16 protein-coding genes are annotated in these 12,909 nt (G+C 38.0%); 5 read left to right on the forward strand and 11 right to left on the reverse strand.

Translation table 11 applies throughout. The features are described 5' to 3' along the window. Positions 1–47: 47 nt before the first annotated feature. Together BN985_RS15665 and BN985_RS15670 are read right to left on the reverse strand one after the other, a co-directional pair. The gene (locus BN985_RS15665) at positions 48–266 is read right to left on the reverse strand and encodes a spore germination protein GerPB (protein WP_042224598.1); all 219 of its coding nucleotides are present in this window, start codon (positions 264–266) and stop codon (positions 48–50) included. Between the two features lie 14 nt (positions 267–280). Continuing rightward, positions 281–496 carry a spore germination protein gene (locus BN985_RS15670; protein WP_042224599.1) on the reverse strand — a complete coding sequence of 72 codons (216 nt, stop codon included), beginning with the start codon at positions 494–496 and terminating at the stop codon, positions 281–283. Positions 497–563: 67 nt separating this feature from the next. On the opposite strand from BN985_RS15670, the gene BN985_RS15675 reads away from it, so the two are divergent. Next, the gene (locus BN985_RS15675) at positions 564–1,793 is read left to right on the forward strand and encodes a DUF418 domain-containing protein (protein WP_318262421.1); all 1,230 of its coding nucleotides are present in this window, start codon (positions 564–566) and stop codon (positions 1,791–1,793) included. 522 nt (positions 1,794–2,315) lie between these two features. Here the strand turns inward: BN985_RS15675 and BN985_RS15680 are convergent. Beyond that, on the reverse strand, positions 2,316–3,509 hold the full coding sequence (locus tag BN985_RS15680; RefSeq protein WP_042224601.1) for an ornithine--oxo-acid transaminase: 1,194 nt from the start codon (positions 3,507–3,509) through the stop codon (positions 2,316–2,318). Between the two features lie 202 nt (positions 3,510–3,711). Between BN985_RS15680 and BN985_RS15685 the strand changes: the two genes are divergently transcribed. Continuing rightward, complete coding sequence (locus tag BN985_RS15685) at positions 3,712–4,077, forward strand: YisL family protein (protein ID WP_042224603.1); 366 nt, start codon at positions 3,712–3,714, stop codon at positions 4,075–4,077. A 133-nt stretch (positions 4,078–4,210) separates the two neighbouring features. Here the strand turns inward: BN985_RS15685 and BN985_RS15690 are convergent, their stop codons facing one another. Beyond that, complete coding sequence (locus tag BN985_RS15690; protein ID WP_042224605.1) at positions 4,211–5,218, reverse strand: DUF3231 family protein; 1,008 nt, start codon at positions 5,216–5,218, stop codon at positions 4,211–4,213. Positions 5,219–5,487: 269 nt separating this feature from the next. On the opposite strand from BN985_RS15690, the gene BN985_RS15695 reads away from it, so the two are divergent. Further along, positions 5,488–6,984: an alpha-amylase family glycosyl hydrolase gene (locus BN985_RS15695; RefSeq protein WP_042224606.1), complete on the forward strand. Its 1,497-nt coding sequence runs from the start codon at positions 5,488–5,490 to the stop codon at positions 6,982–6,984. A 131-nt stretch (positions 6,985–7,115) separates the two neighbouring features. Here BN985_RS15695 and BN985_RS15700 read toward each other — a convergent pair whose 3' ends face one another. From BN985_RS15700 to BN985_RS15710, 3 genes are all read right to left on the reverse strand, one after another. Next, the gene (locus BN985_RS15700; protein WP_084157579.1) at positions 7,116–7,988 is read right to left on the reverse strand and encodes an SDR family oxidoreductase; all 873 of its coding nucleotides are present in this window, start codon (positions 7,986–7,988) and stop codon (positions 7,116–7,118) included. Positions 7,989–8,168: 180 nt separating this feature from the next. After that, entirely contained in the window at positions 8,169–8,363 is a 195-nt protein-coding gene (gene yppF / locus BN985_RS15705; RefSeq protein ID WP_042224608.1) for a YppF family protein, read from the reverse strand. Positions 8,364–8,721: 358 nt separating this feature from the next. Beyond that, positions 8,722–9,588 carry a DegV family protein gene (locus tag BN985_RS15710; RefSeq protein WP_042224609.1) on the reverse strand — a complete coding sequence of 289 codons (867 nt, stop codon included), beginning with the start codon at positions 9,586–9,588 and terminating at the stop codon, positions 8,722–8,724. A 128-nt stretch (positions 9,589–9,716) separates the two neighbouring features. Between BN985_RS15710 and BN985_RS15715 the strand changes: the two genes are divergently transcribed. Together BN985_RS15715 and BN985_RS15720 are read left to right on the forward strand one after the other, a co-directional pair. Then, complete coding sequence (locus BN985_RS15715) at positions 9,717–10,559, forward strand: YitT family protein (RefSeq protein ID WP_042224610.1); 843 nt, start codon at positions 9,717–9,719, stop codon at positions 10,557–10,559. A gap of 15 nt (positions 10,560–10,574) precedes the next feature. Next, the gene (locus tag BN985_RS15720; RefSeq protein WP_042224611.1) at positions 10,575–10,988 is read left to right on the forward strand and encodes a hypothetical protein; all 414 of its coding nucleotides are present in this window, start codon (positions 10,575–10,577) and stop codon (positions 10,986–10,988) included. Between the two features lie 60 nt (positions 10,989–11,048). On the opposite strand, the gene BN985_RS15725 is transcribed toward BN985_RS15720, so the two are convergent. The 4 genes from BN985_RS15725 to BN985_RS15735 form a co-directional block, all read right to left on the reverse strand. Further along, entirely contained in the window at positions 11,049–11,312 is a 264-nt protein-coding gene (locus BN985_RS15725; protein WP_042224612.1) for a NifU N-terminal domain-containing protein, read from the reverse strand. Between the two features lie 202 nt (positions 11,313–11,514). Beyond that, a complete protein-coding gene (locus tag BN985_RS15730; RefSeq protein ID WP_042224613.1) occupies positions 11,515–11,712 on the reverse strand; it encodes a DUF3813 family protein in 198 nt (65 codons plus the stop codon). Position 11,713: 1 nt separating this feature from the next. Next, the gene (locus tag BN985_RS19250; RefSeq protein WP_176463545.1) at positions 11,714–11,863 is read right to left on the reverse strand and encodes a hypothetical protein; all 150 of its coding nucleotides are present in this window, start codon (positions 11,861–11,863) and stop codon (positions 11,714–11,716) included. 119 nt (positions 11,864–11,982) lie between these two features. Continuing rightward, a complete protein-coding gene (locus BN985_RS15735) occupies positions 11,983–12,816 on the reverse strand; it encodes a Cof-type HAD-IIB family hydrolase (protein ID WP_042224614.1) in 834 nt (277 codons plus the stop codon). Positions 12,817–12,909: the final 93 nt, after the last annotated feature.

Below are 12,909 nucleotides of genomic sequence, written 5' to 3' on the forward strand. Positions count from 1 at the left end.
CGAATGCCTAAAATTAATTTATGCAAGAGAGGAGTGGGTGTGCATGATTAACGGCTCAAGGGTACAATTGGCATTGCCAACTCTGAAGCTTCTACTGCTCCTGTTGCTTCAGCCTCTTCAGCCACTTCTTTGAAACCCCCCGTGTTATAGATAGCAGATTGTGTTTGAAAGCTACCAGTACTTCCAATTTGTAAGACGGATGAATTGGTAACGACACCTACTTTTAACATATGGATACTAATTGATTGATGTACAGTTAAATTCATTCGTTTTCCTCCGTTTACGATGTAATATTCTGATCCATCTTGTCAGAATCATACACATACGTCGTTGAATTTGCGAGATTGACCCGCAACCGGTCCCCGGTATTGAAGGAGCCACCACCAGCATAGGTTTTTGCACTGCTTTCAGGGTTCATTGAATAGACATCACCGATATTGAAAATACCTGATGAAGAAACGTTAATAACTTTCACTGCACCCACCTTTGCCGGCATCTGATCCCCTCCTTTCTCTTTAAGGTATGCCTATTTCTTTCAAATGTTGAAGGAATATAAGGGGTTCGTGGAGTATTCCTATATAAGAGAAGAAAAAGAAGGAAAGTTGGATGAAATCATGACAGAAAGACACACTCCTGTAAAGGAAGCAAATCGACTTCAATGGATCGACGCAGCAAGAGGCTTTGCTATATTTGGGATATTTGTTGTAAATATTGGTGCTTTTAGTGCCCCAAACTTTTTGTATGGAGGAGATTCAGGTAGCCTTTCTCCTTTTGATCAAGGGTTTGATATGATTGTAGATATCTTTTTTCAAGCAAGCTTTTACACATTGTTCTCATTACTGTTTGGCTTTGGCATTCAACTTATGAAGGAAAGAATGGAGAGGAGAGCATTATCGGCATATCCAATTTTGGCCAGAAGATTAGTGGTACTCATTTGTTTTGGACTAGTTCATGCTTTTCTTATTTGGCACGGTGATATTTTGCTCACCTATGGGCTAATTGGGTTGCTACTATTAGCTTTTCTACATGTGAAGGAAAGTACACTTCTTGTTTGGGCAGTAATGTTAATGGGAATATGTGTGGGACTTCTAAGCCTTTCTTTATACCAGATCAGAGATTATATTGGACAACCTAACCGTTTTGGTGCAGAACAAGCTCAGTACCATTATCAAAGTGGCAATCTTACCGAGATCTGGCAGCAAAATTACACAGATTGGATTTATTCTAATGGAGGAATAAGTTATCTTTTATTAATTGGAACACTTTTACCTTTATTTTTAGCAGGCATGTACATTGCAAGAAAAAGGTGGTTGCATGAGCCGAAGAAGCATCAGGGAATTATAATCAGGTTGTGGTTTATTTCATTTGTAATGTTTGTTAGTTTTAAAGCTGGTCCTTATTTATTTGAAAATCCAATGTGGTTTTCTATGATACAGGATAACATTGGTGGTACTTTTTCAGCATTGTTTTACATCCTATCTATAACCTTGCTTTTTCAAAAGCAGTGGGGAAAAAAACTTCTACAACCTTTTCAATATGTAGGTAGAATGGCATTATCTAATTACATTGCACAGTCTATTGTGTGTTTCCTGGTATTTTATATCATTGGGTTCTATGGTTCCATGACTCCGATGAGCCTAATACTGATGGTGCTCATCGTATATAGCTTTCAAGCATCCTTAAGTAAATGGTGGCTGACACACTATCGTTTTGGTCCTCTAGAGTGGCTTTGGCGTAGTTTAACGTATAAGAATATTCAACAATTTAGACGAATAAGTAAGACAGGTAAATAAGGAAAAGTGAAGAATGGGATGAAAGATTTTTGTTGACGAAAAAGAAGAGGCTGGGATAAAATTTCTCTTAACACTTGAAAACCCTAACTATCATGCAAATCCTTGGTTAAAGGTTTGCCTAGTTCGGGTTTTCTGATTTTAGCGTAGGTAGAACGCGGAGACTCCAACGGGAACAGCACGAGTCCGAAGACCCCGCAGTGGGGCCCATTCCACGAGGAGGCTGAGGCCGTGCCCGTGGAAAGCGAAGTGTTCTGCCGAAGCGATGCTAAAAAGTATTATTCGTATTAAGCGTTGATAATTTAATTATGTCCCAGCCTCTTCGTAATTGTTTTATCCCGGAGCAACCCTCCGTAAGACCCCAACTTCAAAGCATGAAGTGGGGGAGTAGACGGACGCTAACACCCCGATTTGTTCAACTAACAAGCCGTGGGGGATATTGAAAACCCCCACGGTTTGAAGTTTCACTTTATTTGAATATAGCACACATTTTTAGAGTGGAAGTCTACCTTTTCTCTTTTTAATCTATGCTTTCAGTACTTCTTTAATATGGCCAATTGCCCAGTCTAAATCTTCTTGTTTAATTGTAAGTGGGGGTGCAAACCGAATCACATTTTCATGTGTTTCTTTACACAATAATCCTTTTTCCTTTAATTCTTCACAATAAGGACGTGCTGATTCTGTTAGTTCTACACCAATAAATAATCCTTTACCCCGTACTTCTTTGATCAACGGGTTTTGTATGGACTTTAGTTCATCCATCATATAATTACCAAGTTCAAGAGAACGGTCAGCCAAATTTTCTTCCTCTAAGACTTCCAGAGAGGCAAGAGACACAGCACAAGCTAATGGATTTCCACCAAATGTAGAACCGTGAGAACCAGGGTTAAATACCCCCAGAATGTCTTTATTGGCCACGATACAAGAGATTGGGAATACTCCGCCACCAAGAGCTTTACCAAGTATTAAAATATCAGGTGTTACATCTTCCCAGTCACAAGCAAATAATTTACCACTTCTTCCAAGACCAGCCTGGATTTCATCGGCAATATAGAGAACATTGTTTTCTTTACATACATCATATGCTTCCTTTAAAAAGCCTTCCGGAGGCATGACAATACCCGCTTCTCCTTGAATAGGCTCAAATAAGAATCCAGCCGTATTTTCATTGATTGCAGACTTTAATGCTTCAATATCACCATAAGGAATAATTTTAATACCAGGAAGCATTGGCCCAAAACCACGTTTGTACTCTGCTTCAGACGAGAGCGAGACCGCTGTCATTGTTCTTCCATGGAAGTTTCCTTCACAGGCTATGATTTCCGCTTTATCCTCTGTTACGCCTTTTACATCGTAAGCCCAACGTCTAGCAGCTTTCATTGCTGTTTCTACGGCTTCCGCACCTGTATTCATGGGCAATGCTGCTTCTTTGTTTGTTAGTTTACAAATCTTTTCATACCATGGACCAAGCTGGTCATTGTGGAATGCTCTCGATGTTAATGTTACGGAGTCTGCCTGCTGTTTTAGTGCTTCAATAATTTTTGGATGTCGATGTCCCTGGTTTACCGCAGAATAGGCACTGAGCATATCCATGTAACGATTTCCCTCTGGATCTTCTACCCAGACACCTTCAGCATGTGAAATGACAACAGGAAGTGGGTGATAATTCTTTGCCCCATATTCCTGTGTTTGATCAATTATTTCTTGACTGTTCTTCATTTACGAGCCCTCCCTGTAAAAAGTCCAATTCAAACTAAGTATAACAGTTTTTGTAGTGATTTACTCATTGTTTGAAATCTTCTATTAAATCACTGTTCCCACATAGTGTGGATGTAAATCCTTTTTGAATGAAACTTTCTCTTTTACATGATATGATAGCGTTAGCTAAATTTAAAAGGTTGAAAGTGGAAGGAGTGTTTGCATGGTACATATGCATATTACCTCTTGGGCATTAGCATTAATTCTACTAATTGTAGCATTAATCATGTACAAGCAGGGGAAGGCAAAACCCGGAAAAATTATTCACATGATCTTACGTTTGGATTTCTTATTTATTCTGTACACTGGTGGGTCTCTACTAGCAACTTACTTTGGTGGAGGTGACATGCTACCCGAAGCAATTGTAAAAGGAGTAGCTGGCCTTTGGGTCATCGTTGCTATGGAGTTAATCCTAGTTAAGACATCTAAAGCAAAACCTACAAAAGGGCCTTGGATACAATTAGTTATCGCACTGCTTATTACTTTGATTCTAGGGTTTGGTCGTTTGCCGCTAGGTTTGCTGCCTTAAAGGAAGCAATAAAAAGCTGTTCTTTGTTAGAGACAAAGGCAGCTTTTTTGCATTTAAATTATAAAAATTAAAAGCAATTGGAGTGCCCCTACTTAATGCGTTAAATGCAAGGGGTTGTTTATATTAACAAATTCTAATCCTTTGCCAAATTCTTACGATCAGGGACTTGAGGGGGTTCTTCCAGCCATTCGTTTTTAATCATGATGTCTATCCCATCGTTCGCAAATTGTGCACTTTCTGTAGTAAGGCGAACATAAGATGCGGCAATATCTTTTCTTAAACTTGCTGCGGCAGATGTTGCATAGTTGGAAATGCTTGATCCTATTAACAAAGTTGTATGAAACATAATTAATTTATCAGAAAAAGGAGATACAGTCGAATTGGTTACTTCAACGTCCCATGCTGAAGGAGTTGGAACGTCATCATGACTTAAAATTTCTTGAAACACTTTTATATGTTTTTTTGCAATTTCCGCACCTCTGTGGCAATAATCACTTACTTTCTTAGACTTCGCAACTTGAGCAAGACCTTCTAAAAGAGCCTTACCAACTGTATTTGTATCACTATTTGCTTCAAGATGCGTAATTTCAATAACATTCAATGGTCTGTTGTTAAAGTTTAAAAATCCTCCTAAATAATTTTTTTTGTCGACAAAATCAACTGTGTCAGGGGTTGAAACAAAAGGAGATCTAATAAATAATCCCTTTGATAATAAAGTGTCAGCTGTCTTATTATAGAGATCGGTCGATGTTTGAATAGCTTGACTTAAAAATTGTCGAACATCTGATCGTGCGGAGGTAGTTAAAGCAACACCATAAACAGACAAACCAACTTTTGCCATATTTTTAAGGTAATATAGGTAAAAGGCATCTGAAAATAGACGAGGTGCGTTTGGGTTCACGTCTTTATATGTAAATCCAACTGGAATGGGGTGACTGGATTTTTTTAAAATATCTTTGCTCATTTTAAAGTTTTTCTTTGATATATCTAGTGCGAAATTTAAGACTGGCTTCACGTCTGGATCTTCAACCTTAGCTAAAAAATATTCCAAAACGCATATAGAAAAGCTATTGTTCTGAATAGTGCTCCAAATAACAGAAATCTCTGACGAGTTTAACCTTGGGTTATGTTCTCCCTGCATAGAAACCCCTCCAATAAATAGATGATTTTATTATTCTCTAATTTAACGATAGTATTCAATTATATATATAAATTATAGGATGGCCCTATTTGATGGATTTTGAATCCGATCAGCTTAAAAACATGAATAATTGTTATTTAAAGAGCGGATTTAAACGCTTTTACTCTCCAAATTATGAATGATTTCCAACAATCTCTAATCAAGAGTTGACTATTTGCTTAAATAGCGAATAATAGGACAAGAGTATGAAATGTTGGAGGAAATAGTAGATGAAAAAAATTACAGCTTTGTTATTGATTATATTTATGCTAGCACTTGGTTCTCCAATCGCTATATCAGCTGATGAGGTGGACCGAGAATTGGATGAAGAGATTATCTATTCCATTCTAGTTGACCGCTATAATAATGGATTGGCCGAGAATGATAAGCAGGTTAGACGGGAAGATTCACATGCCTATCAAGGGGGCGATTTACAGGGAATAATCGATAAGCTTGATACATATGAAGAATTGGGATATACAACGATCGTATTGAGTCCACTAATGGAAAATTCCCCCGATGGGTACCATGGCTATTGGATAGAAGACTTTTATGCAGTTGATGACCAATTTGGATCGATCGAAGATGTCAAAAGATTAGTAGAAGAAGCGCATAATAGAGAAATAAAAGTGGTAATGGAATTCGTCACAAATTATGTGGCAGCGAGTCATCCACTTGTTGAAGATACGGATAAGCAAAATTGGGTAAAAGACGAACAGACTCCAAACACAACATGGGGGGATAACGTTGTTTTACTAAATCAGGATAATCCTGATGTGGAGGAAATGCTTATTGAGGCTGCAAGTTATTGGCTTCAAGAGACGGGATTGGATGGTTTAAAGCTGCATGCTGCAGATCAAGCATCTCCGACTTTCCTAGCAAACTTTACAAAAGCCATCACAAGTATGGGTGAAAATGTTTATTTGCTTGGTGATGTACTGGACAAGAATATAAAAACAACCGATTTACCACAAGAAACAGGAATACAGAAATGGGAAGACCCTTCGCTAAAAGACGCCATCGTAAAAACATTTATGGAGCCTGGTAATGCGGTAGTCGATATATATGAGCAGCAAGAGGGAAGAGAAGTAGGGCTTGTTTATGTAGATGATCAGTCAACCGAACGTTTTACACAGCTATTTTCGGAAAATGGTAGAAATGCTTTAACGACTTGGTCGCTTGTTCTTACTTATATGTATATGACACCAGGCACCCCAACCCTATTTCAGGGATCGGAGTTGCCTATGTATGGATCAAGTGAGGAAGAAGTTCAACAAATGGTGCAGTTTAATAGTGGGGATCCAGACTTAAAAGAATTTCATAACCGTATTTCTTCATTAAAAAAACAGTTCCCTGTTTTTTCTCATGGAGATTTTGAACTGGCTGGGACAAGTGGTGCCATGAGCATTTTTAAGAGAAGTCTTGATGATCAAACAGCCTATATTGCAATAAACAATGGGGAAGAAACGGCTGCTGTAACATTAACCGATGTGGATCCTACTATGCAGTTACGTGGCTATCTTCATGATGATACCGTGCGTGCTGGAGAAAATGGGGAGTTTAAAATAGGGCTATCCAGAGAAAGTGCAGAGGTGTATATCGTTCAGCAAGATACCGGGTATAACTGGTTCTTTATTGGTTTTGTGATTGCTGTATTTATTGTATTCATAACTGGTATCGTAATCCTTAGTAAAAAGCAAAAAAAGAAGGCACATAAAAACCCTTAAGCTCATACTTAAGGGTTTTTTCCTTGTTTATCCCGGAGCAACCTCCCACTTCAAAACATGAAGGGAAACAGTTAGGTTTTTAGTGGGAGTAAACGGACTAACATGCCGATTCGTTCGATTGAAGTTTCACTTTATCCGTTTAGAACGACGCCACCGTTTACGTGGAGCATTTGGCCACTGACATAACTGGAATCCTCTGAAGCTAAATAAACGTAAGCAGGTGCTAATTCCTGAGGCTGTCCCGGCCGTTTCATTGGAGTCTGTCCTCCAAAATTGTCCACTTTTTCTTCTGTGAAAGTAGAAGGGATAAGTGGTGTCCAAATTGGTCCTGGGGCTACGCCATTCACGCGAATCCCTTGATCTGCAAGTGCACCAGATAGTGAGCGTGTAAAGGAAGTGATAGCCCCTTTTGTTGCAGAATAATCAATGAGATCGGTACTTCCCTGGTATGCCGTAATGGAAGAGGTATTTATTATGGAACTACCTTCCTTTAAGTTAGGTAAAACAGCTTTCGTTAGGTAAAACATACTAAATATGTTCGTTCGAAAAGTCTTTTCAAGTTGCTCGCTTGTAATGTCCATAAAGCTACCTTGAGGGTGTTGTTCTGCTGCATTGTTTACTAAGATGTTTATTTTCTTAAATTTTTCCATTGTTTCCGTGACGGCTGCTTCACAAAAGGATTGATTTCCAATATCTCCGCTAATGAGCAAACATTTCTGTCCGTTTTGTTCTACTAATCTTTTTGTTTCTTCTGCATCCTCATGTTCATCGAGGTAAATAATTGCCACGTCTGCCCCTTCTTTGGCGAAATGTAGACTAACAGCTCGTCCAATTCCACTATCTCCACCTGTAACTAGAGCTACTTTGTCTTTTAGTTTATTACTTCCCTGATAATTCTCACGTATATATTCTGGTTCAGGGTTCATTTTTGATTCAATTCCCGGCTGACGTGATTGATGCTGTGGCGGTGGTGTTTCCATTCCATTTTTCTTTTCCATTCCCATACTTTGTTCCTCCTTCAACCTGTTTGGTATTAACTATCTTCCCCGAAAGGTTATAAACAAATCATTGAAGGAGTTTCGAAGCTACCTAGTAACGATAGATTATCAGTTTGATTTCTTAGAGATAAAGGAATGGAAATAGAAAGTGTCACCTACATTGTACCTGTGACTGTGTTTGCTTCGCTATACCTTACAAAATTGGTCATGAGAGGATACAGCACCTTCTTTATCCAGACAGCGAAAGATCTCTCTATAAACAACCAGATCAATTTCTTGTGATATATATTTCGTCTGGTAATAGTCCAATAAAGCATGAATGGAATCAGGTGCATGGCTTCGGTCGATTTCATATCTAGCAACCAATGTATGTAGTTGCATTATGTACCTCCTCCTTTTTTGAACGTTTGATAAGTAAAAAGAATTTAGTAAGCAATTACGATGGAATTTTTATTTAGTATAAGAAAAACGTACCCATTGCTAAAAGGCTAGCGAACGCCAGCTTTTCTAATTGTCCACCTATTACAATGTATGAAAAAAATAAGAGTTTCATGTGGAAATGTTGACGAGCTTTTTTGTGTTGGAAAAAAGGAGTGCATTTGGAATTATCAAGTATTAATTAATAATTTTAGGCTATGTTGATACTAAATAGGATTTTAATTTCTTAAATAGCTGTATAAAGGTCGAGACAGGCTGGTTTAGGGGTTTTAAAAAGGCCTGATCTAATCAGGCCTTTACATTATCTATGTGGTTTATTTAAGAAAAAGAGTGCGATTGTTCCTGGACCTGAATGTGCTCCTATGACGGACCCAACCATTTCGATTACAATGTCTTCTTTCGCTGTTCCAAACTTTTCCTGAATCATAGTGGAAAGTTGTTCAGCTCTTTCAAGGTCATCACCATGGCTTATGCCGATAAGCTGATTCGTAAAGTCTGTTCCACGTTCTTCCATAATATCGAGCATGCGGTTAAACAGCTTTTTTGATCCTCTGATTTTTTCTAATGGAACTAGTTTTCCACTTTCAACATGGAGGATTGGTTTTATTTTTAACAGGGAACCGACAAATGCAGCGGTTTTGCTAACGCGACCGCCACGGTATAAATATTCCAAGTCATCTACAGTAAAAATATGTTCCATATGGGTTGCATGGTATTCAGCCGATTGCATAATTTCTTCGGCGCTGGCACCGTTTTTTGCAGCCTTGGCAGCGTATAGAACGACAAGGCCATATCCAATGGAGGCACATTTCGTGTCTAACACATGGATCGGGGCATCAGGATATGTTTCCTTCACTTCTTGAAGCATCATTTTGGCTGTCTGATATGTACCTGAAAGCTCTGAGGAGAATGCCAAATAAACCAGTGGCTCATTTTTTTCTGCATAGGAGGTAAATACATTATGAAATGTCTCGGGAGAAACCTGTGATGTTTTTGGACTTTTTCCTTGGCGCATGGCGTCATAAACAGTCTTTGGCTGAATTTCTACATTGTCTTTATATTCTTTCTCATCCAAATGAACAGTTAATGGTACCATTTCAAGATCAAATTCGTTATAATGGTTCATTGACAAATCTGTTGCTGAATCAGCAAGAATTTTTACCAACATTGTATCACCTACATTTCTATCATTATTTCTTCTAGTTTATAGCTAGTCGGCATGATAGTCAAAACAAAGTTTAAAAACGATATCCCTTCTTATACAAATGAAGGTAATAAGCTTGAAGGAGGTTAGGCATGTTTATTTTTGAAGCGCGACGTATTATTATTGTAATTTTTGGGGCTCTGCTGAATGCACTTTCTCTGAATTTCTTCTTAATCGGAGCAAATGTTTATGCTAGTGGATTTACTGGTGCAGCCCAGCTTGTTTCCAGTGTGTTTAATGATTTTCTAAACATCGGTGTAAGTACAGGGATTTTGCTATTACTATTTAACATACCAGTTGCCATCCTAGGTTGGTTTAAGGTTGGAAAAGGATTTACAATATACAGCGTAGTATCTGTGCTATTTACAAGTGTATTCCTTGAATTTATACCAATTATCGGTTTTTCTGAGGATATTATTCTAAATGCGGTCTTTGGTGGTGTTATCGCTGGTACAGGAGTTGGGTTAACATTAAAAGTTGGTGCATCTACTGGCGGGATGGATATTGTCGCAATGGTGCTTTCTCGAGTGAAGGATAGACCAATTGGCACATACTTTTTAGCACTAAATGCAATTATTATTGCTTTGGCAGGTATTTTGTATGAACCAGAAAACGCTCTTTATACATTATTAACATTATATGTAACGACAAGAGTGATTGATGCGCTTCATACACGTCATGAAAAAGTAACTGCAATGATCATTACGCATAAGGCCGATGAATTACAAAGGGAGATTCATAAAACAATGGTGCGCGGTATTACCATACTCCCGGCAAAAGGGGCTTATACCAATTCTGATAAAAGCATGATGTATCTAGTCGTAACGAGATATGAATTATACGACCTCGAACGAATTATTAATGAAGTAGACCCAAATGCTTTTACAAATATTGTACAAACAACTGGAATCTTTGGTTTCTTTAGAAAAGATTAGACAGGAGTAATCTAGATGAAAAAATGGATGATGATTGTATTGGTTGTTCTCCTAGTAGGCTGTAACAATCAAACGAATGAGACTGCAGATAATAATGAAGATGAACAGAGTAACGAGGCGTCAGTCAATATTCGTAATGTAGAGGTTAAGGTACAGGATGACTTGCAAGCAACCATTACAGGGGAAGCTTCACTTTTTGAAAGTGGGTTGTATTACGTATTAGAGCAAGGAGATACAGAACTTCTTAGTGAAGAAGAGATCGTATTAGAGTCGAACCCACATGGATTTAGTACATTTGAGATACTTTTGGATATACCACAGGATAGTATTTCTAAAGAGCAGGCACCAGTAGTGAAATTATACGGGAAAAATGCTTCAGGGGAAGAAGTTAATCCAAATTATGTACCTATAGATTTGGAAGCGGAGTAGAACTATATACTCTTCAGTTTAAAAAAGAGGCCAGTGCTATCACTGGCCTCTTTATGTACTTTAATACCCATGTTTTTCAATTACTTTTGTTACCTCTTCTGCTAGGTTGTCCCATTCCGCATCAAACTTCTTATTTACAGTAATGAAGTTTTGATATCCAAAAACATTGTCGACACCTTCAAGCTCCATTAATTCATTAAGAACTGCATGCTCGCTTTTATCTCCTGGCATTACAGAGATACTGTTTGTACCTTCAAAAATTAACTTATCTGTTGTAAATTTTAAAGCATTTGGATTTGGTGTTGCTTCTGCACGTACGCTCATCAAAATTCCTCCTTCTTCATCATACTTAGTTATATTTTAGCAGAAATAGCTCACATAAAAAAGGAGAAAGCAGACTGCCTTAGTGATAGGCAGTCTGCTTGTAAAGTGAGGTGGAAGTATTCCGTCCCGTTAGAAGCATTGCTTAAAGTAAATCCTTTTCATCAACAAATGAATCGGGGATTACCTTCACAATAAAACAGAACTACTGTAATTGATTATGCTGCTTCAATTGATTCTCCAATTGTTGAAGTTGCTGCTTTTCCTCAGGACTCGCTTCATTATATGCAGCTTGGATAGCATTTTGTGCAGCTTGCTTATCTTGAGCACTTGTAGAATTCCCTTGCATGTTCATCATATTGGCAACAGCATCTTTAGCTTGTTGAAATAGGTTGTTTTCCAACTTAAAACCCTCCTACAGTGTGATTGTCTGCTTCATCTTGCTTTCTTTCCGCCTCGGAAAAAGTAGAACGGTAAGGAAATCGTTCAGCATGCTTTTTTACTGAATCAGCACTCTGATGGCTGAATCGCTTTGATTTACTCCGTTTTCCCATGGTAGTGCCTCCTTAGAAAAACTTTGTAATACCTACGCTTATCAGGAAGTAAAAAAGTGAACGTTGGTTATACGCTCACTACTAGTATGGTTCTTATTGATATTTATATAGTAGGAAATTTAAACCGGTTTTACCTCAAGTTTTAAATAGTCCTTCAAAAATTCGCCAATCCCTTCTGTTTCATTTGTTTTCGTTACATGATTGGCAATGTTTTTTAACTCATCAATTGCATTACCCATTGCTACACCAATTCCAGCATATTCAATCATTTCGAAATCGTTATCTTCATCCCCAAAGGCGATCACTCTGTCTTGCGGGATATCATAATAATGAGCTATTTTTTGTAATCCTACTGCTTTATTCATCCCTTTTTTTACGATTTCAATAATATTCCATGGTGCACCCCATTTACGGTGTTCAATTAACTCAGCATGGTAGTCATTCAAATGGTTTCTGAGTTCTTTAATATGGGATTCTTTGGGATGAATTAGCAAAGAGGTTGGATCTTCTTTTAAATTTTGTTGTAGGTTTCCAATCGTAAAGGGTGAATCATTTTTTGATGATTGAAAAATATCGATAATATCTTGATTATAACTATCAAGATAAACATCGTCTTTTACCTCTGCAAGTATATTATGTACATCTAATTCATAGCAGGCATCAATAATCTTATGTGCGGTGCGGATAGGCATAGGGCTATGAAGTGCATCCCATTTAGCATCTGTGGGGTGGTGAATTAAAGCACCATTAAAGTTAACCATTGGGGTATTCAGCCCAAGTTCATGGTAGTAAGAAATGCTTGCGCGATGTGGCCGCCCAGTAGAAATGACTACAATATGACCTTCCTCCATGGCAGTTAACACCGTTTGCTTGGTTTGCACACTAATTTCTTTTTTGTCTGTAAGTAGGGTTCCATCTAAATCCAAAGCTATTAAATATCGTTTATTTTCCAATTATTTCACCTCGTCTGTCTTTAGTTTATAAGTGATTTTATTTTCTGTAAAGGGATAGGGTATACATTAGTTGCAATCATCGTAATGGGGGGC

The organism is Oceanobacillus manasiensis (genome assembly GCF_000724085.1).
Lineage (GTDB): Bacteria > Bacillota > Bacilli > Bacillales > Amphibacillaceae > Oceanobacillus_B > Oceanobacillus_B manasiensis.